This window comes from Streptomyces sp. NPDC002896 (assembly GCF_040295225.1).
Classification (GTDB): Bacteria; Actinomycetota; Actinomycetes; order Streptomycetales; family Streptomycetaceae; genus Streptomyces.
The window spans coordinates 167100-191007 of sequence record NZ_JBEOVA010000008.1 but is presented as its reverse complement, the minus strand read 5'-3'; the positions used below and the strand labels follow the sequence as shown (position 1 = coordinate 191007).

Below are 23908 nucleotides of genomic sequence, written 5' to 3'. Positions count from 1 at the left end.
GGATCTTTTCGGGAACAGCACGCCTTGGCCGCAACGCCCGTGACGACAGGACGCGCACGGCTCGAACGACCGGAACAGCCCGCAAAGAAACGAATGAGCAATGCGGAAAGACACTCTTCCAGTCAGTAGAGATCATTTACCTCTTTGATTGGACTTACTTACATAAAATGTGCGTCAATTCACAATCCACCGCGCCCACCCGCGCGCCACAGTCGGCTCACCGCGCCCCAGTTCCGCCACGCGTCCAGGAAGTCCTGGGGAATGTGTCCGACTTCGGCGCGCAGTTGGCGTAAGCCCGCGAAGTGGTCGCGGTACCGCTTCACCGGCTCGGTCCAGGCCTGGGCGAACGCGACGAGATCGGCCTCCAGGTCCGTGCCCTTGTGGCTGATCGCCTTCCGGGTGGTGCAGGGGCTCGGCGGCGGCATGATCAGGCCGGTCGCGATGACCGTCGTCCTGCGCGCCGCCCCACACGTCTGCGTCACCACTACGCGCACACGCCGACGTACTGCCTTCTCAGTAGCCGGGATTGTCGGCAGACGCACGACGACGCGACGGGCCCCGGCCGGAGAGCCTGTGGAAGGCATCGCCCGGCGCCGCCCCGGTCGATGACACCGAACCCGTACCCGTCCGCTGAGCAGCAGCGGACCCGTCAAGCGGCGGGCGGCCGCCTCCCACCCCCAGGCGGCCGCCCGCCGACCGACCGGGACCGCCGGAGCGGCGGCGGCCCCGACGCGCCGACACCCCGTGGGGACGGGGGCACGGCGCGGTCCCGGGCCCGGCAGCCGGATCACTTCCCCCCAGTCCGGCGCCGGGCCCGCGGACATCCCGCTCGCTCTCACCCACTTGGCTGCCCGCCGCCCATCCCCCGGCCAAGTCACCGACAGAACCTCCTCCGGTGCACGTCAGCGCGTGATCGCCAGAGATGGAAGGCAGGACACACCGATGAAGACCTCCGTACAAGCCGGGGTGGTCGGGGCGCTCGCATGCGGCACACTGCTCGCCGCGCTCGCCTTCGGCCGGCACGACGGCGGCGGCCTCGCCGACGACGCGGCGCCGCCGAAGGGGCCGTACGTCGCCCTCGGCGACTCCTACACCGCCGGCCCGAGGATCCCCGACCAGACCGGAAAACCCGCCGGCTGCGACCGCTCCGACCGCAACTACCCGGCGCTGGTCGCCGACGAGCTGGGTCTCGCGGCGGCCGACTTCCGCGACGTGAGCTGCAGCGGAGCCACCATCTCCGACCTCAGCACATCGCAGTCCACCGACGACGGGGTCAACCCTGCGCAGCTGTCCGCGCTGTCCGCTGACACGCGGCTGGTCACCATCGGGATCGGCGGGAACGACATCGGCTTCGCCTCCCTGGTCAGGGAGTGCGTCACGGCGGGGGCGATCTATCACGCGATGGGCAGCGGCAAGTACCTACCCGAAGACGCCCCCTGCAGCAGGCGGTACGTGTCCCAAGGGACCGACGAGGTTCAGGAGAGGATCACCACGGCCGGCGAGCGGCTCTCCGGAGCGCTGAGCGAAGTCAGGAACCGCGCGCCCAAGGCCCAGGTGTACGTGGTGGGATACCCGGCGATCCTGCCGTCCGAAGAGACCGACTGCGGCCGCGAGATGGGCCTCGCACCGGGCGACGTGACCTTCCTGCACGCAAGGGAACAGCAGCTCAACGCCATGCTGCGCAAGCGGGCGGAGGCCGCCGGCGCCCGATACGTCGACACGTACACCCCCTCCGAGGGCCGCGACGCCTGCTCAGCCGAGGACACCCGCTGGGTCGAGCCCCTGATCCCCCGCAGTCCCGCGGCCTCCGTCCACCCCAACGAGCGCGGCGAGCGCGGCATGGCCGACGCCGTCCTGCGCGCCCTCGACGCTCATGGCTGAGCCGCCGGCGCCGGAGGCGTGGGGCACGGGAAATTCGGTGTTCCGTGCCATCTTGTGCGTGTTAGTGTCCGCGCGCAGTCCGTCCCGGCGGCCTTTCCGCCGAGGCTCAATTCCCGGCCTGAGAAGGTGCATTGGATGAGGGTCCGACCGAGTTCCGAAGCCATCCCCTACCGCTTCCAGGACTCAAGGAGCCCTTTCACCGATGCACGACATCACTCAGGGGACCCCTCAGGGGACCTCACAGGGAATCTCGCACGACATCGCGCGTGACCCGTCGCCTGACGTTTCGGCCACCACTCGGGCCGACGAACTCACCCGGCGCCTGACGCAGGACCGCTACCCGCACAGCAACCGGTACGACGTCCGCTGGATCATCGAGAACCAGATGGGCCCGCACCCGCTCTGGCTGCTGGAGTGGCTGGCGCCCGCCCTCGGCCTGGACACTCTGGCCCCGGGTTCGCGTGTCCTCGACCTGGGCTGCGGCCGGGCGTTGACGTCCGTGTTCCTCGCCAGGGAGTACGACGTCCAGGTCACCGCCGCCGACCTGTGGATCAAGCCCGACGACAACTGGCAGCGCATCAAGCAGGCCGGTTGCGCGGACCGCGTCCTTCCGCTGCATGTCGAGGCGCACGACCTGCCCTTCGCCGAGGGCTGCTTCGACGCGATCGTGTGCATCGACGCGTACCACTACTTCGGCACCGACAACATGTACCTGCCCACGCTCACCCGGCTGCTCAGGCCGGGCGGGCGGATCGGCGTCGTCGTACCGGTGTTCCTCGAGGAGCCGGACGGCCCGGGATGGCCGGAGGGGCCGGACGGCGACGAGCCGCCGGAGCACCTGAGGCCTGCCTGGTCCTCGGATCTGTGGACCCTCCACTCACCGCAGTGGTGGCGGCGTCATTGGGCGCGCAGCGGGACCGTGGACGTCGAAGCAGCCGACCTGCAGGCCGACGGCTGGCGCGACTGGCTGCTGTGGTGCGAGGTGTGCGCCGAGGAGAGCGACGACGAGTTCACGGTGACCCAGGGCCGTCGCTGGTCGAAGATCCTCCGCGCGGACGCGGGCCGGACCTTCGGGTTCGCACGGCTGGTGGGCCGTCGCAGGAACTGACCTGAGGCAGGGCCCCTGCGGGCCCGTTGCAGGCGACCGGCTACCGGCCGCTCAGTCGAGCTGATCGCCGATCGCCATCACCAGCACCCCGGCGATCAGCCCGACGAGCGCCCGCTTCGTCCGCCCGCGCCAGCCCAGTACGGCCACGGTGGCGCAGATCACCGCACCGACCGCATACGCGAGGGCCGCGGCCGCCGGGGCTCCGCTGCTGAACCGCATCGCGGAGGCACCGGATCCGGCCAGCGTCAGTGCCGCGCCGGACGCCGTCGACGCCCGACGGGCGCGCCGCGCCTCCCGGGCCCGCTGTTCGGCCACGGTCTCCAGGACCTCGTTGTCGTCTACGGAATCGTCCGTCCCGACACCGGGTTCTTCGTCGGGCCCGGCGTCGGGGCGCTCTTCGGTCCGGAGTTCCGTCCGGTCTTCAGTCCGGAGCTCCGGCCAGTCGTCCTTCTCGCTGTCCGGCTCGTTGTCCGTGCGGGCCAGTTGGGCTGTGTTCCCGTCGAGTTCCGCCATGGCCCGGCAGCGTACCCGGTGAGTGGAACCCGGTAATCCGGGGGCTGTACAACGAAAGGGCGGCGGACGAAGGGGCGGCGCACCGATCGGTGCGCCGCCCCTTCATGCCGTACGAGACGGACCCTGCGTGGCAGAGGCTCAGCCCTCGACGCCGAGCTTCTCCAGGATCAGCTCCTTGACGCGCGCCGCGTCGGCCTGGCCGCGGGTGGCCTTCATGACCGCGCCCACCAACGCGCCCGCCGCCTGGACCTTGCCGCCGCGGATCTTGTCCGCGATTCCCGGGTTGCCGGCGATGGCATCGTCCACGGCGGTGCCGAGCGCGGAGTCGTCCGAGACGATTTTCAGGCCGCGCTTCTCGACGACCTCGTCCGGAGTGCCCTCGCCCGCGAGCACGCCCTCGATGACCTGGCGGGCCAGCTTGTCGTTGAGGGAGCCCTCCTTGACCAGGGCGGCCACGCGGGCCACCTGCTCGGGAGTGATCGGCAGTGCGCTCAGGTCGACGGCGTCCTCGTTGGCGCGGCGGGCCAGTTCGCCCATCCACCACTTGCGCGCGGAGGCTGCGTCGGCACCGGCCTCGATCGTGGTGACGATCGGGTCGATGGCACCGGCGTTGAGGATCGACTGCATGTCGTGGGCGGTGACGCCCCACTCCTCGCGCAGCCGGTTGCGGCGGACCAGCGGCAGCTCGGGCAGCACGCCGCGCAGCTCCTCGACCCACTCGCGGGACGGGGCAACCGGTACCAGGTCCGGCTCCGGGAAGTACCGGTAGTCCTCGGCCTCTTCCTTCACGCGGCCCGAGGTCGTCGACCCCGTGTCCTCGTGGAAGTGGCGGGTCTCCTGGATGATCGTGCCGCCGCCGCCGAGCACGGCCGCGTGCCGCTGGATCTCGAAGCGGGCCGCACGCTCCACGGAGCGCAGCGAGTTGACGTTCTTGGTCTCGCTGCGGGTTCCGAACTTGTCGGCACCCTTGGGCATCAGCGACAGGTTGACGTCGCAGCGCATCTGGCCCATCTCCATACGGGCCTCGGACACGCCCAGCGCCTTGATGAGCTCGCGCAGCTCGGCGACGTACGCCTTGGCGACCTCGGGAGCCCGCTCGCCCGCGCCGACGATCGGCTTGGTGACGATCTCGATGAGCGGGATGCCCGCGCGGTTGTAGTCGAGGAGGGAGTGCGAGGCGCCGTGGATACGGCCCGTCGCGCCGCCGACGTGCGTCGACTTGCCGGTGTCCTCCTCCATGTGGGCGCGCTCGATCTCCACGCGGAAGACCTCGCCGTCCTCGAGCTGGACGTCCAGATAGCCGTTGAAGGCGATCGGCTCGTCGTACTGCGAGGTCTGGAAGTTCTTCGGCATGTCCGGATAGAAGTAGTTCTTCCGGGCGAAGCGGCACCACTCGGCGATCTCGCAGTTCAGCGCGAGGCCGATCTTGATCGCGGACTCGACGCCGGTCGCGTTGACGACCGGGAGTGAGCCGGGCAGGCCGAGGCAGACCGGGCAGGTCTGCGAGTTGGGCTCGGCGCCCAGCTCGGTCGAACAGCCGCAGAACATCTTCGTCTTGGTGCCGAGTTCGACATGGACCTCGAGGCCCATGACCGGGTCGTACGACGCGAGTGCGTCCTCGTACGGGACCAGGTCGGTCGTGGTCGTGGCAGTCACGGTGAAACTTCCCTCTCAGCCCAGCAGGACGTCGTCGTCGCCCAGGCGCTTCAGCTCCCGGTAGAGGAGCGCCAGGCCGGTGACGATGGCGGCGGCGGACACGGCCGCGTCGATCAGCCGCAGCGTGTCGTTCTCGAAGCGGGCCTTCTTGGCCTGCTTCGCGACACTGATGGCGCCGAACGCGGTCGTGGCGATGGACAGGTACGTGCCGGACTTGGACTTCTTGAAGCCCTTGGCCTTCGACAGTGCACTCACAGCGACGGAGCCTCCTCGATCAGCGGGTGACCCCAGCGTTCCACGAAGGCGGCCTCGACCGCCGCACCGACCTTGTACAGGCGGTCGTCCTTCATCGCGGGGGCGATGATCTGCAGGCCGACCGGCAGGCCGTCCTCCGGCGCGAGGCCGCAGGGCAGGGACATGGCGGCGTTGCCGGCGAGGTTGACCGGGATGGTGCACAGGTCCGCCAGGTACATCGCCAGCGGGTCGTCGGCGCGCTCACCGATCGCGAAGGCGGTGGTCGGCGTCGTCGGCGAGACGATCACGTCGACCTTCTCGAAGGCCTTCTCGAAGTCCCGGCTGATCAGCGTCCGCACCTTCTGGGCGGAGCCGTAGTACGCGTCGTAGTAGCCGGAGCTGAGCGCGTACGTGCCGAGCATGATGCGGCGCTTGACCTCGTCGCCGAAGCCCGCCTCGCGGGTGAGCGAGGTGACGTCCTCGGCGGAGCGCGATCCGTCGTCGCCGGTACGCAGGCCGTAGCGCAGACCGTCGAACCGGGCGAGGTTGCTCGAACACTCGGACGGGGCGATCAGGTAGTACGCCGACAGCGCCAGATCGAAGGACGGGCAGTCCAGCTCGACGATCTCGGCGCCCAGCTCCTTGAGCAGCGACACGGACTCGTTGAAGCGCTCGACGACACCGGCCTGGTAGCCCTCGCCCGCGAACTGCTTCACGACGCCGACACGCATGCCCTCGACGGAGCCGTTGCGCGCGGCCTCGACGACCGGCGGAACCGGCGCGTCGATGGACGTCGAGTCGAGCGGGTCGTGGCCGGCGATCACCTCGTGGAGGAGGGCCGCGTCCAGCACCGTACGGGCGCAGGGGCCGCCCTGGTCGAGGGAGCTGGAGAACGCCACCATGCCGTAGCGGGACACGCCGCCGTAGGTCGGCTTGACGCCGACCGTGCCGGTGACGGCCGCGGGCTGGCGGATGGAGCCGCCGGTGTCGGTGCCGATGGCGAGCGGCGCCTGGAAGGAGGCGAGCGCGGCGGCCGAACCGCCGCCCGAGCCGCCGGGGATCTTGGTGACGTCCCACGGGTTGCCCGTCGGGCCGAACGCGCTGTTCTCGGTCGAGGACCCCATGGCGAACTCGTCCATGTTGGTCTTGCCGAGAATGACGACGTCAGCGGCCTTGAGCTTCTTCGTGAGCGTGGCGTCGTACGGCGGGATCCAGCCCTCGAGGATCTTCGAGCCCACCGTGGTCGGAATGCCCACGGTGGTGAAGATGTCCTTCAGCGCGAGTGGCACGCCGGCGAGCGGGCCGAGCTTCTCGCCGCGCTCCCGCTTCTCGTCGACGGCACGGGCCTGTGCAAGGGCGCCATCGCGGTCGACATGGAGGAAGGCGTGCACCTTCTCGTCGACGGCGTCGATCCGGGCGAGGTGGGCCTCGGTGACCTGGACGGCCGTGAGCTCGCCGGAGGCGATCTTCGCGGCCGTCTCGGCCGCGGTCAGCTTGATGATGGTGCTGTCCGTCATGGTGGTCCTAGTCCTCCCCCAGGATCTGCGGCACCTTGAAACGCTGCTGCTCCTGGGCAGGGGCACCGGAGAGCGCCTGCTCGGGGGTGAGCGAAGGACGGACCTCGTCCGCGCGCATGACGTTCGTCAGCGGCAGCGGGTGGGAGGTCGGCGGTACGTCTTGGTCGGCGACCTCGGAGACGCGGGCGACCGCGCCGATGATGTCGTCGAGCTGGCCGGCGAAGTGGTCGAGCTCTTCGCCCTTCAGCTCCAGACGCGCCAGCCGGGCGAGGTGGGCGACCTCCTCGCGCGTGATGCCAGGCATGCAGCGATCCTCTGGGTGAGTGTGTGTGGTTTGGCCTAATCCTATGGGGCGGGGAGGGGTGCCCGTGAAACGGTTTCCCGTGGCGGTGCTCCTCAGCGGCGCCCGTCCCAGGCCGGGATCTGCAGGAAGTGGTTGTCGTACAGCTCCTGCACCTCCAGCAGGCTCTCCACGGTGGCCTCGCCCAGGCGTATGCGCTGGAGATGGCGGAAGTACTCGAAGCGCTCGACGCCCGGGGTGATGACGATCAGGATGTCGGCGTCGGTCCCGGGGGCGGCGGCGAAGGCGTGCGGCATGTTCGGCGGGACGATGACGAGGTCGCCGCGCTCGGCGGTGACGATGTCGTCGCCGGAGAGGACTTCGGCGGCGCCGTCAAGCAGGTAGAACATCTCGGCGGAGCCCTTGTGCAGGTGGGGACGGGCGCCGTCGGCGCCGTCGGTGAGGGTGACGCGCACGGTGGACAGCGCCCCGCCGGACGCGCTGCTGTCGGCCAGCAGCTTGACGGCGACGGGGTCGCCACCGACCACCTCGGCCTCGGCGTCAGTCCGCTACGACCCGTTTCGCGGGTTCCTCCTGCCGACTCCGCGGATCAGCCGACCCGGCCCCGGATCATCAGATCCTGTCCGGATCAGCCGACCCGGCCCGGATCGTCCGCCGCGGCCGCGGGAAGGGCGGCTCTGGGCCGCTGCCAGCCCCTGGTGCCCCGCGCCCGCAGCCACGCCGTCGTCTCGTCGGCCGGCATCGCCGCGGCGACGAGCCACCCCTGCACGGCATCGCACCCGAGATCCCGCAGCCGCTCCCAGGTCTCGTCGTCCTCGACGCCCTCGGCGACCACGAGCAGCCCGAGGGAGTGCGCGAGATCGACGGTGCAGCGCACGATCTCGGCGTCCTCGGCGTCAACGGCAAGCCGGGCGACGAAGGACCGGTCGATCTTGAGCTCGCTCACCGGCAGCCGCCGCAGGTGCACCAGCGACGAGTACCCGGTGCCGAAGTCGTCCAGCGACATCTTCACGCCGTGCCCGGTCAGCCCGGCCAGCGTGTCGGCCGCCCGCTGCGGGTCCTCGAGGAGGACGTGCTCAGTGATCTCCAGCTGCAGGGCTCCCGCGGGGACGCCGTGCCGCGCCAGCCGCGCGGCGACCGCGCCCGCGAAGCCGGGCGTGTGGACGTCGCGCGGGGACACGTTGACGGCGACGGGCACACGCAGCCCCTGTGCCCGCCACCGCGCAACCTGCGCGAGCGCCGTCTCCAGCACGTACTCCGTGAGGTGCGGCATGAGCCCGGACGACTCGGCGATCGCGATGAACTCGTCCGGCGGCACCTTGCCGCGCTCCGGATGCACCCACCGCACGAGCGCCTCGAGCCCGGCGACCTGGCCGTCGAAGCGGACCTTCGGCTGGTAGTGCAGCTCGACCTCGGAGGCGTCCAGCGCCCGCCGCAGGTCGCCGAGCAGCCCCAGCCGGTCCGGCGTGTTCGAGTCGCGCTTGGACTCGTACACCTCGACGCCCGTGCGGTCCCGCTTCGCCTGGTACATCGCGACGTCCGCGCGCCGCAGCAGCCCCTCCGCGTCCAGCGCGTGGTCGGGGAAGACGGCGAGCCCCGCGCTGGCCTCCAGGACCAGGGTGAGCCCGTCGAGGTCGAGCGGGGAGCCGAGTGCGGCGACGAGGGCACGGGCGACGCGCGTGGCCGAGGTCGTGGAGTCGGCCACAGGCAGCAGTACGGCGAACTCGTCGCCGCCGAGCCGCGCGGCCTCGGCCCCGCGGGGGAGGGCGGTCTGCAGCCGGTCGGCGATCTGGAGGAGCAACCGGTCGCCGGCGAGATGACCGAGCGTGTCGTTCACCGAACGGAACCGGTCGAGGTCGATCAGCAGGAGAGCGGACCGGGCCCCGATCCGCTCGGCGTCGTCCAGGGCAGCCCAGGTGCGCTCAAGCAGCCACTGCCGGTTGGGCAGGCCGGTGAGCGGGTCGCGCAGTTGCTCCTCCGCCCGGGCCCGGGCGATCCACAGCGTGGAGTCGAGCGCGATGAGCGGAACGGCGAACAGGGGCAGAAGGACGGGCACGGCCATCGCGACGACGCAGATCAGCGGCGCGATGCCGAGCAGCGCGCCGGCGAGGAGGCCCTGCCGGACCAGAGCGGTGCGGGTGGCGGTCGGCAGACTCGCGGTGCGCGGCGCGTGCACGTACCAGAGGAGGACGCGGGTGACGGACAGGTATGCGGCCGCCACCAGGGCCACTTCCGGCACCGTGTAGAGGTTCCATGCCTCGGGCGGCCAGGGGTTCTCGGCCGTGGGTACGCTGCCGAACGCCGCCATGACGAGTGCGCCCGCGCCGATGCCGATGATGTCGACGGCGCCGTGCAGCGCGCCCTGCCACCAGCGGTTTCTGCGCGCGACGCCGACGAGGACGACGACTGCGAGGCTGACCATTCCGGCGGGCAGCCAGCCGTAGAGCAGCAGGACCGCCAGGGTCAGGGCCGCGCCGGAGCCCGCGCCGTTCCACCAGCGGCCCTGGCCGAACGCCACCAGATGGCCGACGACGAGGCCGGTGAGGACGGCGAGCGACCAGCCTGCGGCACCGGTCGGGAAGAGCCCGTGGCTGCCGGTGAACGCCCGGTAGAAGCCGGCGGCGAGCGCCAGCGAGGCCACAGCGACGACGGCGCCGGGCAGCAGCACCTGTACGTTGAGCCGGTTCTGAGTCCCCGCGGAGCCGCCCTGGCCGGAGCCGTGCCCGACCGTGACGTGCCCCGGACTTCGCCCGCTCTCCATCGGCTTTCCGCCCGGGCCGCCGGTGTCGGGGCCTCGTGGGGGCCGTCGGACCGACCAGTGGACGCCCGTTCGGCCGGCTCCCGGACCACGCCGTACTCGCAGGCGCGCACGCAGCCGTGAGTCCGGGGCGGCGCTATCGGTCGGTTCCATTCCCGTCCCTCTCACAGCCGGCGGTGCCCACGCCACGCGGCCCGATGCCTGTGGCCCCCCTGGGGTCGCCTCCAGCGGTTGCTGGGGGTGGAAGCCCGGGAGGCTGCCGTCGAAAACCGCGTCCGAAAACCCTTCCCCGAGCTCGCGCGAGAGCGGGGATGCGCCGACCGCAGCTGGGCACGGCAGGCGCACATCTCAACAGTAGGCCGCAGAAGGCTTCCACGGGCACCGGTCGTCGACGGTTGCCCGAATGCGACCAGGCCACCCGTATGCAACTGGTATGGGCTGAACGGGTGGCCTTGGACCGCTACTCCTCGACCGGAAGCGCGACTTCCACGGCCGCGTCCGGCCCTTGTTCCAGCAGCACTTCAAAGCCTTCCTCGTTCAGAACCGGAACCTTGACCTGCATCGCCTTGTCATATTTGGAACCGGGGTTGTCACCCACAATGACGAATGAGGTTTTCTTCGAAACCGAACCGGTCACCTTTGCACCACGGCTCTGGAGGGCCTCTTTTGCGCCATCCCGCGTGTAGTTCTGCAGAGTTCCCGTCACGACGACCGTGAGGCCTTCCAGCGGGCGCGGGCCCTGCTCCTCGCCGGCACCCTCCTCCTCCATGCGGACCCCCACCGCGCGCCACTTGCGCAGGATCTCGCGATGCCAGTCCTCTTCGAACCACTGTTTGAGCGAAGCCGCGATGGTCGGCCCCACACCCTCGACGGCGGCCAACTCCTCCTGAGACGCCTGTTCGATCCGGTCGATGGACCGGAACTCACGCGCCAGCGCCTCCGCGGCCACCGGTCCCACATGCCGGATGGACAGGCCCGTGATGATGCGCGCGAGCGGACGCTCCTTGGCGGCCGCGATGTTCTCCAGCATGGCCAGCGTGTTCTTCTTGGGCTCGCCCTTCTGGTTGGCGAAGAAGGTGACGATCTTCTCCTCGCCGGTCTTGGGGTCGCGCTTGGGCAGGCCCGTGTCCTGGTCCAGGACGTACGACTTGATGGGCAGCAGCTGCTCCACCTTCAGGTCGAAGAGGTCGCCCTCGTCATGCAGGGGCGGTTCGGACGGTTCCAGCGGCCTGGTGAGCGCGGCCGCGGCGACATAGCCGAAGTTCTCGATGTCCAGGCACTTGCGGCCGGCCAGATAGAACAGCCGTTCACGCAACTGGGCGGGGCAGGACCGTCCGTTGGGGCAGCGCAGGTCGACGTCGCCCTCCTTCATGGGCCGCAGCTCCGAACCGCACTCCGGGCATTCGGCGGGCATCTGGAACTCGCGCTCCGTGCCGTCGCGCAGGTCGACGGCCGGGCCGAGGATCTCCGGGATGACGTCACCGGCCTTGCGCAGCACCACCGTGTCGCCGATGAGCACGCCCTTGGCCTTGACCACGTCCTGGTTGTGCAGCGTCGCGAACTCGACCTCGGATCCGGCGACCACGACCGGCTCCACCACGGCGTACGGCGTCACACGTCCGGTGCGGCCGACACCCACCCGGATGTCGACCAGTTTGGTGTTGACCTCCTCCGGCGGATACTTCCAGGCGATCGCCCAGCGCGGGGCGCGCGAGGTGGAGCCGAGGCGCCCCTGCAGCGGGATCTCGTCGAGCTTGACGACGACGCCGTCGATCTCGTGCTCCACGGAGTGGCGGTTCTCGCCGTAGTAGGTGATGAACTCCCGTACGCCGTCGAGGCCGTCGACCACCTTGTTGTGCTTCGCCGTGGGCAGGCCCCACTCGCGCAGCAGGTCGTAGGCCTGGGAGAGGCGGTCGATGCTGAAGCCCTCGCGGGCGCCGATGCCGTGCACGACCATGTGCAGCGGGCGGGTGGCCGTGATGCGCGGGTCCTTCTGGCGCAGCGAACCCGCAGCGGCGTTGCGCGGGTTGGCGAAGGGCTTCTCGCCGGCCTCCACCAGGCGGGCGTTGAGCTCCTCGAACTTCTCCATGGGGAAGTACACCTCGCCCCGGATCTCCACGAGTGCCGGGATGCGGTCGCCCTTGAGCCGGTCCGGGATCTCCCCGATCGTCCGCACGTTGGGGGTGATGTCCTCGCCGGTGCGGCCGTCGCCGCGGGTCGCCGCGCGCGTGAGCCGCCCGTGCTCGTACGTCAGGTTGACCGCGAGGCCGTCGACCTTGAGCTCGCACAGGAAGTGGTAAACCGAGGTGCCGACCTCCTTGGCGACGCGGTCCGCCCAGGCGGCGAGCTCCTCCTCGTCGAAGGCGTTGTCGAGGGACAGCATGCGCTCGCGGTGCTGGACCGCCGTGAAGTCCGTTGCGTACGCCCCCGCGACCTTCTGGGTCGGCGAGTCGGGGGTGCGCAGCTCCGGGTACTCGTCCTCGAGCGCCTCCAGAGAGCGCAGCAGCTTGTCGAACTCCGCGTCGCTGATGACCGGCTGGTCCTTCACGTAGTACCGGAAGCGGTGCTCCTCGATCTGCTCAGCGAGCTGCGCGTGCTTCTCGCGCGCCTCTGCGGGCGCCGATGCGGGCTGTGCTTGCTGTTCGCCGGCCACCGTCTTGTCCTCCCGATTTCTTGTACGGCCCGTTGCTCTGCGCGTGCTGTTGTGCCGTCACGTGCTCGTACGCGCCGTCACTCAGGGTTGTCCGCGAGGGATCTCGCCGCCCGGACGCAGTGACTGAGGGCCTTGCGCGCGTACTCCGGGGATGCGCCCGCGAGTCCGCACGCCGGGGTGATCGCGACCGCCTCCCCCAGCAGCCCCGGATTCAGCCCCAGCCTGCGCCACAGCTTCCTGACCCCCATGACGCTACCGGCAGGGTCTGACAATGGGCTGTCCGTGCCCGGCACGACGCCGGCGAGGAGCCTGGTGCCGCCCTCCACGGCTTCCCCGATCGCCTCGTCGTCACGCTCGGTGAGCAGCGAGAAGTCCAGGGAGATCCCGGCCGCCCCGGCGCGGCGCAGCAGCGCGAACGGCACGTCGGGGGCGCACGAGTGCACGACGACCGGACCGTCGCCGTGCACGCCGATGATGTCCCGCAGCGTGCTCTCCACGAGCTGCCGGTCGACGGCCCGGTGGGTGCGGTAGCCGCTGGCGGTCTTCACCTGGCCGCGCAGGACGGCGATCAGCGAGGGCTCGTCGAGCTGCAGCACGAGCTGTGCACCGGGCACCCTTCGCCGTACGTCGGCGAGGTGCACCCGCAGCCCCTCGGTCAGCGACTCGGCCAGGTCCCGGCAGGCCCCGAGGTCGGACAGCGCCGCCTCGCCGTTCTTCAGCTCCAGCGCGGCCGCGAGCGTCCAGGGGCCGACGGCCTGCACCTTCAGCGGGCCCTCGTAGCCCTGTGTGAACTCCTCCAGCGCGTCCAGGTCCTCCACCAGCCAAGACCTGGCTCGCCTGGTGTCCCGCCCCGGCCGGTCCCCGATCCGCCAGCCGCTGGGCTCCACGCGCGCGTACAGCTCGACGAGCATCCCGGCGGTCCGGCCGATCATGTCCGCGCCGGGCCCCCGGGCGGGCAGCTCCGGCAGATACGGCATGCCCTCACCGCCGCCGAAGATCCCGACGACGGTCTTGGCCGCCTCGCGCGTGTCGCCGCCCGGCATGGATCCGATGCCCGTCGCGGGACCGGGGCTGAACTTGCTGTTTTCGCTCACCGGGGAAGCGTACGAAATCCCCTTGGGGCGGTCAGCGGCCCGGCCGCACCGTCAGGTCGTTGACCTCGGCGTCGCGGGGGAGGTCCATGGCCATCAGGATCGTAGTGGCGACGGACTCGGGGTCGATCCAGCGGGCCGGGTCGTACTCCTTGCCCTCCTGCTGGTGGACCTTGGCCTGCATGGGGCTGGCCGTGCGGCCCGGGTAGACCGAGGTGACGCGGACGCCGTTCGCGTGCTCCTCCTGGCGCAGCGAGTCGGCCAGGGCCTTCAGGCCGTGCTTGGAGGCGGCGTACGCGGACCAGTCGGCGTGGGCGTTCAGACCCGCACCCGAGTTCACGAACACCACGTGCCCCTGAGCGACGCGGAGTTGGGGCAGGAAGTGCCGGGTCAGCTCGGCCGGGGCGATCAGGTTGACGTTCAGCTGGCTGCGCCATGTCTTCGGGGTGAGTTCGCCGACGGGGCCGAGGTCGACGACGCCCGCGATGTGCATCAGCGAGTCGACCCGGTCGGGCAGCGTCTGGTGCGAGAACGCCCACGACAGCCTGTCCGGGTCGGCGAGGTCGCCCACGAGGGTCCGGGCGCCGGGGTAGTCGGCGGCCAGCTCCTTCGCGCGGCCGGCATCCCGCGCGAGCAGCACCAGCTCGTCCCCGCGCGCGTGGAGGCGCCGGGCGACGGCCGCGCCGATGCCGGAACCGGCCCCGGTGATCACATGTGTAGCCATGCCTCACATGCTCGCATCACTGCATACCGAGCGATTCACTGCCTGCCGAGCGGTTCACTGCCTCCCCGGTGACTCACTGCCTGCCGGGCGATTCACTGCGTGCCAGGTGATTCACTGCGTGCCCAGCGACTCTTCGAGGTAGGCCAAGGCCCCCACCGGCTCCTCCGCGAAGAACACCAGCTCGTTGAGGGGCAGCGGCAGGAAGCCCTCGTCCTCCATCCGCCGGAACTGCTCCTTGAGGCCGTCGTAGAAGCCCGCCGCGTTGAGGAGCACAACGGGCTTGGTGTGGAGCCCGTGCTTCTTGAGCTCCAGGATCTCGGTGGCCTCGTCGAGCGTCCCCGTACCACCGACCATGATCACGATCGCGTCGGCCCGCTCCAGGAGCAGCGCCTTCCTCTCGGCGAGATCCTTGGCGATCACCATCTCGTCGGCGCCCGCGCGCGTCTTGGACGACAGGAAGTCGACGGAAATGCCGACGAGCCGCCCGCCGGCCTCCTGCACACCGTCCGCGACGACCTTCATGAGCCCCACGTCGGACCCGCCCCACACCAGGGTGTGCCCTCCCTTCCCCAGCAGCTCGGCGAACTCCCGCGCGGGGCGCGTGTAGCGGTCGTCGAGGTCGGCGGCGGAGAGGAAGACACAGATATTCATGCGCCTACCGTACGGGGGAAGAACTTCCGCTCGTCAGGCGCTGTGCCTGTCATGGCCGAAGGACACACCATCACTGTCGAGCAGGGCACGGAGCACGTGCGCGTGGTGCACCGGGGCGAGGTCCTCGCGGAGAGCCGGCGCCCCGTCGTGCTGCGCGAAACCGGCTGTCCGGTGCGCTACTACCTGCCTCCGGAGGACGTCCGCACGGACCTCCTGACGCCCTCGGAGAACCACACGTACTGCCCGTTCAAGGGCACGGCGTCCTACTGGTCGGCGCCGGGTTCGCCCGATCTGGTCTGGGCGTATCCCGACCCCAAGCCGGACGTCGCCGAGATCAAGGACCACTTCTGCTTCTACGAGGTCGAGGTGGTGGGGTAGAACCGGGTGGGACCGGGGCGACCGGGAGATCTTCGGGGGGACGGCATGACGGGCATGGAGCAGAGCCACGGCGGTCAGGCCGCCCCGGGAGGCTTCGGTCCGCCGCCCCCACCGTTCGAGCCCGCGGCACCGCCTACGCCGTTCCAGCCCGCGCTGCACCACTATCAGGCCGCGCGGCCACTCTGACACGGCCCCCGGACCGGAAGCGTCAGGCGACAGCCGTCGCGCGCGTGGTCGTCGCGATCGTCGCCGAGCCCACCACTCGCGTGCCGTCGTACAGCACGATCGCCTGGCCGGGGGCGACGCCGCGTACCGGCTCATCGAAGGCGACCTGGAGCTCGTCGCCGACGAGCCCGGCGGTCACGGTCGTCTCGCCGCCGTGGGCGCGCAGCTGCGCGGTGTACGTGCCCGGGCCCGCAGGCGCGACGCCGCACCAGCGGGGCTTGATCGCGGTGAGGCCCGAGACATCGAGGGAGCCTGCCGGGCCGACCGTCACCGTGTTGTTCACGGGCGAGATGTCCAGCACATAGCGCGGCTTGCCGTCGGCCGCCGGGGTGCCGATGCGCAGGCCCTTGCGCTGGCCGATCGTGAAGCCGAACGCCCCGTCGTGCGTGCCCAGCTTGGCGCCAGCCTCGTCGACGATGTCGCCCTCGGCCTTGCCGAGCCGCTGCGCGAGGAAGCCCTGGGTGTCGCCGTCGGCGATGAAGCAGATGTCATGGCTGTCGGGCTTGCGCGCGACGGCCAGCCCGCGTCGCTCGGCCTCCGCACGGATCTCGTCCTTGGTGGTGACCGTGTCCCCCAGCGGGAACATCGCGTGCGCCAGCTGCTTGTCGTCCAGGACTCCGAGCACGTACGACTGGTCCTTGGCCATGTCGGACGCGCGGTGCAGCTCGCGGGCGCCGTCCTCGTTCACGATCACCTTGGCGTAGTGACCGGTGCAGACCGCGTCGAAGCCGAGCGCGAGCGCCTTGTCGAGCAGCGCCGCGAACTTGATCTTCTCGTTGCAGCGCAGGCACGGGTTCGGCGTGCGCCCCGCCTCGTACTCGGCGATGAAGTCCTCGACGACATCCTCACGGAACCGCTCGGCGAGGTCCCAGACGTAGAAGGGGATGCCGATGACGTCCGCGGCGCGGCGGGCGTCGCGCGAGTCCTCGATGGTGCAACAGCCCCGCGCGCCCGTGCGGAACGACTGCGGGTTCGCCGAGAGGGCGAGGTGCACTCCGGTCACGTCGTGTCCGGCCTCGGCGGCCCGGGCGGCGGCGACGGCGGAGTCCACTCCGCCGGACATGGCGGCGAGGACGCGGAGGGGGCGCTGCGGGGTCTCAGTCATAGCTCTTCAAGAGTACGGGTCCGCGGGAACCCGATCCCGCGAGTATCCGTTGACGATCACATGGGGGAAGAGAAGGGCCTGGGGAGCCGCCAGGCGGGGAAGGACACGGGGCCGAGCCTCGGGCGACGCGCGCTGTTCATCGGCGGTGCGGCGGCCGCCGTGAGCGCGGCCGGGCTCGCGCGAGACGAGCTGGGGCGCCTGTGGTGGCGTCTCCCGGGCGTTGAGAAGGACCGCAAGGAGGGGGAGGTCGACTTCCGGGGCGCGCAGTGGGTGGCGGCGTCCTCGGCGAACCGTCGGCGGGCGGACCGTCCCGACGACTACCGCATAGACCGCGTGGTCATCCATGTCGTACAGGGCAGTTACGCGACGGCACTGAGGGTGTTCCGGGATCCGGGGCACGGTGCCGCCTCGCACTACGTGGTGCGCAAGGACGGGCACATAGCCCAGATGATCCGCGAGCTGGACGTGGCGTTCCACGCGGGCAACCGGGCCTACAACGAGCGGAGCGTCGGCATAGAGCACGAGGGCTTCGTCGACCGTGCCTCGTCGTTCACGGACGCGATGTACCGCGCGTCGGCGCGGCTGACGGCCGCGATATGCACGCGGTACGACATACCGGTCGACCGGGAGCACATCATCGGGCACGTCGAGGTGCCGGGCACGGACCACACGGACCCAGGGCCGCACTGGGACTGGGACCGGTACATACGGCTGGTCAAGGAGGCTCGTACGGCGAGCGCCTGATCCCGTACGGCGGCGTGCCCGGCGCCCGCACAGCGCGCGCCCCAACCGTTTCTGCAGAGGACGCCTAGATCAGCCCTGCCGTGCGTGCGCGCTCCACCGCCGGGCCGATCGCCTGGGCCACCGCGTCGACGTCCGCCCTGGTCGACGTGTGGCCGAGGGAGAAGCGGAGGGTGCCGCGGGCCAGGTCGGGGTCGGTGCCGGTGGCGAGCAGGACGTGGCTCGGCTGGGCCACACCCGCCGTGCACGCGGACCCCGTGGAGCACTCGATGCCCTGCGCGTCGAGCAGGAGAAGCAGCGAGTCGCCCTCGCAACCGGGGAACGTGAAGTGCGCGTTGGCGGGCAGCCGGTCGACGGGGTCGCCGCCGAGAATCGCGTCCGGAACCGCCTTGCGCACCACGTCGATCAGCTCGTCGCGCAGTCCGCCGATCTCGCGGGCGAACCACTCGCGCTGCTCGGCGGCGAGCCGTCCGGCGACGGCGAACGCGGCGACGGCGGGCACGTCCAGGGTGCCCGAGCGGACGTGGCGCTCCTGGCCGCCACCGTGCAGCACCGGCACGGGGCTGTACTCGCGGCCCAGCAGCAGCGCGCCGATGCCGTACGGCCCGCCGATCTTGTGCCCGGACACGGTCATCGCCGCGAGCCCCGAGGCGCCGAAGTCGACGGGCACCTGCCCGAAGGCCTGGACGGCGTCCGCATGCACGGGCACACCGAACTCGGCGGCGACGGATGCGAGTTGACGGACCGGCATGACGGTGCCGATCTCGTTGTTGGCCCACATCACGGTGACCAGGGCGACATCGTCGGGGTTGCGCTCGATCGCCTCGCGCAGCGCCTCGGGGTGCACCCGGCCATACGTGTCCACGGGCAGGTACTCCACCGTCGCGCCCTCCTGTTCGCCGAGCCAGTGCACGGCGTCGAGGACGGCGTGGTGCTCGACGGGGCTGGCCAGGACGCGGGTACGGGCGGGGTCGGCGGCTCGGCGGGCCCAGAACAGGCCCTTCACGGCGAGGTTGTCCGCCTCGGTGCCACCGGAGGTGAAGACGACCTCGCTGGGGCGGGCGCCCAGCGCCTCGGCGAGGGCTTCGCGAGCCTCCTCGACGGTTCGGCGGGCCCGGCGGCCGGCGGCGTGCAGCGAGGAGGCGTTGCCGGTGACGGCGAGCTGGGCTGTCATCGCCTCGATCGCCTCCGGGAGCATCGGAGTGGTCGCGGCGTGGTCGAGGTAGGCCATGGTGGTTTGATTCTACGAGGCCCGCGGTCGGGCCCGTCCGGCACCGTGGGGCGCCCCCTCGGAACGACTGCGCCAGGCGGTCAGAACGACCAGGACACCGTGTTGTCCGCCGAGACGAAGGCTGCCAGGACGAGCAGGTCGGCCAGGCCGAGGCCCAGGCCGAGCAGGGCTCGGCCGCGGCGCGCGGTGCCGCGCCACAGTGCGGCGGCCGCGAGGGCGATCGCGATCGGCCCGAGGAAGAGGTTGAGGACGAGCAGGCCGACCAGACCGAGGATGAACGAGGCGACGGCCATGCCATCTGCGTCCCCGATGCCGGAGCGGCGCCGCTCCGGGCCCCGCTCATCGGACCGGCCGGACGAGCCCGCGGACGGCACGGAAGGTGTCGGACGTACGGAGGAGGCGGCGGTGAATTGCATGACTCCACTCCTGAAGGGATCTGCGGAGAATTCCTGAGGGGATGAGCGGTCAGTGGTCGTGGCGCCGCCGGGCATGCCGCTCGCGTACGGCGAAGACGGCAAGCCATACGCCGATCACGGCGGCGGCGGCCAGCGTGACGGGAAGAGGAGCGTGGGCCACAGTGCCCAGCGTGACGCCCAGCAGAAGCAGGGCTGCGACGAGGAACAGCATGGGATGCCTCTCGTGGAAGTTTCGGTGAACGCCTGTTGCTACAACTGTTCACTGACTAAGGAGTCTACCTCCCAACCGGCTTCCCAATCCCAGAGAACAGTTGTTAACTGCATGGCATGAGTCACATCCCGGCCGGTATCCGGCAGACCCAGAAGCAGAAGACCCGACAGGCCCTGCTGGACGCGGCGTTGGGACTGCTGGAGGGCCAGAGCCTGAGCAGCCTGGGCCTGCGCGAGGTCACCCGGGCCGTCGGTATCGCGCCGACCGCCTTCTACCGGCACTTCCGCAGCACCGCGGACCTCGGCGTGGCGCTGGTCGAGGAGGCTCTCGGCAGCCTGCACGAGATGATCGGCACCACGCTCGCGGCGACCGGCGACAGCGACGAACGCATCTCCCGTACCGTCGAGCTGATCGCGGGTCATGTGCGGACCCACGCCCCGCACGTCCGGTTCATCGCGCGCGAGCGACACGGCGGCGTACAGCCCGTCCGCGCCGCCATCGGCGAGCAACTGGACCGTTTCGCCGGGGAAGTGGCGGTCGAGCTCGCCAAGCACCCGGAGTCGGAGGGCTGGAGCGAGGACGACGTGCTGATGCTGGCGCGCCTGTACGTCGACCACATGGTGATGACCGCGTCCGCGTTCCTCGATGCCGAACCGGGCACTGAGGAGCGCGTGGCCAGCCTCGCCCGCCGCCAGATGCGCCTGGTGAGCCTGGGCCGCCGCCACTGGCTGGACTGACCGGCAACCCATGGACGGGCACCGGAAAAGCTGACGTCAAATGTCGGGAAATACGGGCACGACGCGGTAGCCATTGAGGCGACACCACCGAGCAACACGGAAAAAGAGGCCCGAGATGAACGCCATGCCCGACCCGCGCCCCCTGTTCGCACGCGCCGCCGAGCAGCTCGCTGCGCTGATCAAGACGGTCCGCCCCGAGCAGCTGGCGGCGCCCACGCCCTGTTCCGAGTTCGACGTGCGCACCCTGCTCTCGCACATCGTTAGTGTCACCCGCCGTATCGGCGTCGTCGGCGCGGGCGGGGACGGACTGGCCGTTCCGAGGTTCGCCGAAGGTGTGCCCGACGACGGCTGGAGCGTCGCGTACGAGGAGATGCGGGCCGGCGCGATCGCTGCGTGGGCGGACAGCGCACGGCTGGACGCACAGGTGCAGGTGCCGTGGGGCACGGTGCCCGGGCGGGCGGCGCTCTCCGGCTTCGTCTTGGAGTTGGTGACGCACACCTGGGACCTGTCCGAGGGGCTGGGGAGGCCGCTCGAACTGGACCAGGAGCTGGCCGAGTTCGCGCTCGCGTTTGCCCAGCAGGCGCTGCCTGCCGACCGCCGCGGGGAGGGTGTTCCCTTCGAGGCGGTGCTCCCCGCCCCGGAGGGTGCGGACGCCTACGGGCAGCTGGCCGCGTGGCTTGGGCGGCGGCCGCTTGCCGACCGGTAGGTTCCGGCCAGGTTGTACGTCAGGTCACTCTGAATCGTGGGCGCACCAACCCGTTCGTCCCTGCGGAGCGGATACGCACAGCGGTACGGCTGCGTGCCGCACCCGCAGGGGCGCCTCAGCTCAGCCGCGCCCGCGCCAGCTGCCGCGACTGTGCGACCAGCCGGTCCGCGCTGTCCCAGACCTCCGCGTCCTCCTCGAGGAAGCCGCCCGCGAGGTTGCGCGTACTGATGGCGACCCGCAGCGGTCCGGGCGCCGGGCGGCAGCGTACGTGCACGGTCAGCTCGACCGTCGGCACCCAGCCCTTGAGGCCCAGGTCGAAGGCGGTGGGCGGCAGGGCGTCCACGGCGAGCAGCAGCGAGAAGGGGTCGGCGTCCCGTCCGTCCGCGAGACCGAACCACGCCCGCATCTCCCCCTTGCCGGACGGCTGACCCAGCGCCCAGCCGAGCGTCGACGGATCGAGCTTGACCATCAGCCGGTCGGCGATCGGGAAGCTGCCCATCGGCGACGCCCCCTCCGGGGCGTCATCCGCGCCGAAGCACTGCTCGACGGGCGGCATCCGGGGCGGCTCGGCCGTGGTGCGCACGTCGTCGGGGAGCCCGTCGAGGTCGCCGTACGAGGCGAGCACCCGGATGCGCTCGACCTCGTTGCCCTCCTCGTCGTACTGCAGGAGCGACGCCTGCCCGGTCGACAGGGTGCGGCCGGTGCGTACGGTCTCCGTGCGGATGACGGCGGGGCCCGGGCGGGACGCCGTCAGATAGTGCGCCGAGATCGTGAACGGGTCGGTGTGCGGCAGGGCGTCCGCGAGGGCCCGGCCCAGGACGGCGAGCAGATAGCCGCCGTTGACGGCGCCCGCGATCGTCCAGCCGGCGGACAGGTCGGCCTCGTACACGCCCGGCTCGCGCGGGGTGACCGCGGTGTCCCGGTCGAACTCGCTGTCCCCGATGGTGGCCTGGGTCGTCTGCGCTGCCTGTGCTGCTGCCATGGCGGCACGGTACAACAGAAAATTACTGAGCGGTAGCTTTGAACTCTCCGGCCGCATCGTCGGGCTCCACCGCCGTGGACCGCCGGTTCCAGGCCCGGGGTGCGCGCCAGTGGTACCGCATCGCGAGGAGCCGCAGGACGAACGCCGTCACCACGGCGATTCCGCTGGTGACGGCGGACACCGCATCGAATTTGATGCACAGCGCGACCATCGTCGCGCCGACCATCGCGGGCACCGCGTACAGGTCCCGGTCCCAGCGCACCAGCGACGGCACCTCGTTCGCGATGATGTCGCGCAGCACACCCCCGCCCACGGCCGTCGCAAGCCCGAGGGCGGCCGAAGCCGTCAGCCCGAGCCCGTACTCGTACGCCTTGGTGGTGCCGGTGACGCAGAAGAGTCCGAGGCCCGCGGCGTCGAAGACGTTCACGCCGGTCTGGATCCGCTCCACCTCGGGGTGCAGGAAGAAGACGAGGGCCGCCGCGACCATCGGCATGACGAAATACCCGAGATCCGTGAAGGCGGCCGGTGGGACCGCCCCGATGATCAGGTCGCGCAGCAGCCCACCGCCCAGCGCGGTGACCTCCGCGAGCACGGCGATGCCGAAGACGTCGAAGTTCTTGCGTACGGCGAGCAGGGCGCCGGAGATGGCGAAGACGAAGATCCCGGCGAGGTCGAGCGCATGCTGGACGGAAGGGGTGAACAGATCCTGGAGCACCACACATTCTTACCTGTGCGCCGGGTGTGCCGTGACTTCGCAGGTCAGGGCGGTCCCTGGGCACCCTCGGGCCGTCTCGCCGGACGGGAGAGCGTTGCGTCGACGCGCTCCCGCCCGGCCGTGGCCGCGAGTACGACCTACTCCTTGACCGGCTTCTCCGCAGACGCTTCCGACTCGGACGGTTCAGACCCGGACGGTTCCGCCCCGGACGTCTGCTCGGCACCCGTCTCCTCGGGCTCGCCCCCGCCCACCGTCACCACCTCGATCGCCTCGGTGGCCGCCGACAGCAGCACCGTGTCCTGCGGCGCCTGGTCGTCGGCGTTCTCGGGGTGGTGGCAGGCGACCTGCTGGCCGGGCTTCAGCTCGAGCAGCGGCGGCTCCTGCGTCTTGCAGATCTCCGTCGCCTTCCAGCAGCGGGTGTGGAACCGGCAGCCGCTCGGCGGCGAGATCGGCGACGGCACGTCGCCCTTGAGCAGGATCCGCTCGCTCTTGGCCGTACGGCGCCTGGGGTCGGGGATCGGCACCGCCGACATCAGGGCCTTGGTGTACGGGTGCATGGGCGCCTTGTACAGCGAGTCCCGGTCGGCGAGCTCGACGATCTTGCCCAGGTACATCACCGCGATGCGGTCGGACACGTGCCGGACGACCGACAGGTCGTGGGCGATGATCACGTAGGTGAGGCCCAGCTCGGTCTGCAGGTCGTCGAGCAGGTTCACCACCTGCGCCTGGATCGACACGTCCAGCGCGGAGACCGGCTCGTCCGCCACGACGAGCTTGGGGTTGAGCGCGAGCGCACGGGCGATGCCGATGCGCTGGCGCTGGCCGCCGGAGAACTCGTGCGGGTAGCGGTTGTAGTGCTCTGGGTTGAGGCCCACGACCTCCAGGAGCCGCTGCACCTCCTTCTTGATGCCGCCCTCGGGCGTGACGCCCTGCAGCCGGAAGGGCGCGCCGACGATCGTGCCGATCGTGTGGCGCGGGTTCAGCGACGAGTACGGGTCCTGGAAGATCATCTGCACGTCGCGGCGCAGCGGGCGCATCCCGCTGACGCCAAGGTGCGTGATGTCCTTGCCCTCGAACTCGACCTTCCCTGCGGTCGGTTCGAGCAGCCGCGTGATCAGCCGCCCCATCGTCGACTTGCCGCAGCCGGACTCGCCCACGACGCCGAGCGTCTCGCCCGAGCGCACCTCGAAGTCGAGGCCGTCGACCGCCTTCACGGCGCCGACCTGGCGCTGCAGGAAGCCCTTGCGGATGGGGAAGTGCTTCTGCAGTCCGGTGACCTTGAGCAGGGTCTCGCCCTGGGCGGCGCCCTTGGTCAGCGTGGCGCCAGAGCTCTGCGCGGGAATGGTCACGGCCTTGTCCTCGCTCGTCACGGCC

At 70.8% G+C, this 23908-nt stretch carries 25 protein-coding genes; 6 read left to right on the top strand and 19 right to left on the bottom strand.

Annotation, left to right across the window (positions count from 1 at the left end):
- Positions 1-179: 179 nt before the first annotated feature.
- Entirely contained in the window at positions 180-494 is a 315-nt protein-coding gene (locus tag ABT009_RS16760; protein ID WP_351294458.1) for a hypothetical protein, read from the bottom strand.
- A gap of 448 nt (positions 495-942) precedes the next feature.
- Between ABT009_RS16760 and ABT009_RS16755 the strand changes: the two genes are divergently transcribed.
- Both ABT009_RS16755 and ABT009_RS16750 read left to right on the top strand, forming a co-directional pair.
- Positions 943-1881 (top strand): SGNH/GDSL hydrolase family protein, encoded by a 939-nt coding sequence (locus ABT009_RS16755; RefSeq protein WP_351294455.1) that lies wholly within the window; start codon positions 943-945, stop codon positions 1879-1881.
- A 202-nt stretch (positions 1882-2083) separates the two neighbouring features.
- Positions 2084-2989, top strand: coding sequence for an SAM-dependent methyltransferase (locus ABT009_RS16750; RefSeq protein WP_351294452.1), 906 nt, complete (start codon positions 2084-2086; stop codon positions 2987-2989).
- A gap of 51 nt (positions 2990-3040) precedes the next feature.
- Here ABT009_RS16750 and ABT009_RS16745 read toward each other — a convergent pair whose 3' ends face one another.
- From ABT009_RS16745 to ABT009_RS16695, 11 genes are all read right to left on the bottom strand, one after another.
- On the bottom strand, positions 3041-3502 hold the full coding sequence (locus tag ABT009_RS16745) for a hypothetical protein (RefSeq protein ID WP_351294449.1): 462 nt from the start codon (positions 3500-3502) through the stop codon (positions 3041-3043).
- 138 nt (positions 3503-3640) lie between these two features.
- On the bottom strand, positions 3641-5158 hold the full coding sequence (gatB, locus tag ABT009_RS16740; RefSeq protein ID WP_351294446.1) for an Asp-tRNA(Asn)/Glu-tRNA(Gln) amidotransferase subunit GatB: 1518 nt from the start codon (positions 5156-5158) through the stop codon (positions 3641-3643).
- Between the two features lie 15 nt (positions 5159-5173).
- A complete protein-coding gene (locus tag ABT009_RS16735; RefSeq protein WP_351294443.1) occupies positions 5174-5413 on the bottom strand; it encodes a hypothetical protein in 240 nt (79 codons plus the stop codon).
- Positions 5410-6909 carry an Asp-tRNA(Asn)/Glu-tRNA(Gln) amidotransferase subunit GatA gene (gatA, locus tag ABT009_RS16730; RefSeq protein ID WP_351294440.1) on the bottom strand — a complete coding sequence of 500 codons (1500 nt, stop codon included), beginning with the start codon at positions 6907-6909 and terminating at the stop codon, positions 5410-5412. Before gatA ends, ABT009_RS16735 begins: the two co-directional genes overlap by 4 nt.
- A 7-nt stretch (positions 6910-6916) precedes the next feature.
- Positions 6917-7213, bottom strand: coding sequence for an Asp-tRNA(Asn)/Glu-tRNA(Gln) amidotransferase subunit GatC (gene gatC / locus ABT009_RS16725; RefSeq protein ID WP_015036350.1), 297 nt, complete (start codon positions 7211-7213; stop codon positions 6917-6919).
- 92 nt (positions 7214-7305) lie between these two features.
- Positions 7306-7737 (bottom strand): cupin domain-containing protein, encoded by a 432-nt coding sequence (locus tag ABT009_RS16720; protein WP_351294437.1) that lies wholly within the window; start codon positions 7735-7737, stop codon positions 7306-7308.
- A gap of 101 nt (positions 7738-7838) precedes the next feature.
- Entirely contained in the window at positions 7839-10121 is a 2283-nt protein-coding gene (locus tag ABT009_RS16715) for a putative bifunctional diguanylate cyclase/phosphodiesterase (RefSeq protein ID WP_351294434.1), read from the bottom strand.
- A gap of 307 nt (positions 10122-10428) precedes the next feature.
- Positions 10429-12621 (bottom strand): NAD-dependent DNA ligase LigA, encoded by a 2193-nt coding sequence (gene ligA / locus ABT009_RS16710; RefSeq protein WP_351294432.1) that lies wholly within the window; start codon positions 12619-12621, stop codon positions 10429-10431.
- Positions 12622-12698: 77 nt separating this feature from the next.
- Positions 12699-13715: a methionine synthase gene (locus tag ABT009_RS16705; protein ID WP_351294429.1), complete on the bottom strand. Its 1017-nt coding sequence runs from the start codon at positions 13713-13715 to the stop codon at positions 12699-12701.
- Between the two features lie 31 nt (positions 13716-13746).
- Complete coding sequence (locus tag ABT009_RS16700) at positions 13747-14436, bottom strand: SDR family oxidoreductase (RefSeq protein ID WP_351294426.1); 690 nt, start codon at positions 14434-14436, stop codon at positions 13747-13749.
- 111 nt (positions 14437-14547) lie between these two features.
- Positions 14548-15087 carry an LOG family protein gene (locus ABT009_RS16695; protein ID WP_351294423.1) on the bottom strand — a complete coding sequence of 180 codons (540 nt, stop codon included), beginning with the start codon at positions 15085-15087 and terminating at the stop codon, positions 14548-14550.
- A 51-nt stretch (positions 15088-15138) separates the two neighbouring features.
- Between ABT009_RS16695 and ABT009_RS16690 the strand changes: the two genes are divergently transcribed.
- Complete coding sequence (locus tag ABT009_RS16690; RefSeq protein ID WP_351294420.1) at positions 15139-15465, top strand: DUF427 domain-containing protein; 327 nt, start codon at positions 15139-15141, stop codon at positions 15463-15465.
- 208 nt (positions 15466-15673) lie between these two features.
- Here the strand turns inward: ABT009_RS16690 and mnmA are convergent, their stop codons facing one another.
- Complete coding sequence (gene mnmA / locus ABT009_RS16685; RefSeq protein WP_351294417.1) at positions 15674-16795, bottom strand: tRNA 2-thiouridine(34) synthase MnmA; 1122 nt, start codon at positions 16793-16795, stop codon at positions 15674-15676.
- A gap of 60 nt (positions 16796-16855) precedes the next feature.
- Here mnmA and ABT009_RS16680 point away from each other — a divergent pair, with 60 nt between their 5' ends.
- Positions 16856-17539, top strand: a complete 684-nt coding sequence (locus tag ABT009_RS16680) for an N-acetylmuramoyl-L-alanine amidase (RefSeq protein ID WP_351294415.1) — start codon at positions 16856-16858, stop codon at positions 17537-17539.
- A gap of 64 nt (positions 17540-17603) precedes the next feature.
- On the opposite strand, the gene ABT009_RS16675 is transcribed toward ABT009_RS16680, so the two are convergent.
- The 3 genes from ABT009_RS16675 to ABT009_RS16665 form a co-directional block, all read right to left on the bottom strand.
- Entirely contained in the window at positions 17604-18767 is a 1164-nt protein-coding gene (locus ABT009_RS16675; protein ID WP_351294412.1) for a cysteine desulfurase family protein, read from the bottom strand.
- A gap of 80 nt (positions 18768-18847) precedes the next feature.
- Positions 18848-19183, bottom strand: a complete 336-nt coding sequence (locus ABT009_RS16670) for a DUF4190 domain-containing protein (protein WP_351294410.1) — start codon at positions 19181-19183, stop codon at positions 18848-18850.
- 49 nt (positions 19184-19232) lie between these two features.
- Positions 19233-19394 carry a hypothetical protein gene (locus ABT009_RS16665; RefSeq protein ID WP_351294407.1) on the bottom strand — a complete coding sequence of 54 codons (162 nt, stop codon included), beginning with the start codon at positions 19392-19394 and terminating at the stop codon, positions 19233-19235.
- Between the two features lie 116 nt (positions 19395-19510).
- Here ABT009_RS16665 and ABT009_RS16660 point away from each other — a divergent pair, with 116 nt between their 5' ends.
- Both ABT009_RS16660 and ABT009_RS16655 read left to right on the top strand, forming a co-directional pair.
- On the top strand, positions 19511-20131 hold the full coding sequence (locus ABT009_RS16660) for a TetR family transcriptional regulator (protein WP_351294404.1): 621 nt from the start codon (positions 19511-19513) through the stop codon (positions 20129-20131).
- A gap of 115 nt (positions 20132-20246) precedes the next feature.
- On the top strand, positions 20247-20837 hold the full coding sequence (locus ABT009_RS16655) for a TIGR03086 family metal-binding protein (RefSeq protein ID WP_351294401.1): 591 nt from the start codon (positions 20247-20249) through the stop codon (positions 20835-20837).
- Between the two features lie 115 nt (positions 20838-20952).
- Here ABT009_RS16655 and ABT009_RS16650 read toward each other — a convergent pair whose 3' ends face one another.
- The 3 genes from ABT009_RS16650 to ABT009_RS16640 all read right to left on the bottom strand — a co-directional run bounded on the left by ABT009_RS16650 (position 20953) and on the right by ABT009_RS16640 (position 23883).
- Positions 20953-21819, bottom strand: coding sequence for a thioesterase family protein (locus ABT009_RS16650; RefSeq protein WP_351294399.1), 867 nt, complete (start codon positions 21817-21819; stop codon positions 20953-20955).
- Between the two features lie 22 nt (positions 21820-21841).
- Complete coding sequence (locus tag ABT009_RS16645; RefSeq protein WP_351294396.1) at positions 21842-22534, bottom strand: trimeric intracellular cation channel family protein; 693 nt, start codon at positions 22532-22534, stop codon at positions 21842-21844.
- A gap of 137 nt (positions 22535-22671) precedes the next feature.
- Positions 22672-23883 (bottom strand): ABC transporter ATP-binding protein, encoded by a 1212-nt coding sequence (locus ABT009_RS16640; RefSeq protein ID WP_502989898.1) that lies wholly within the window; start codon positions 23881-23883, stop codon positions 22672-22674.
- Positions 23884-23908: the final 25 nt, after the last annotated feature.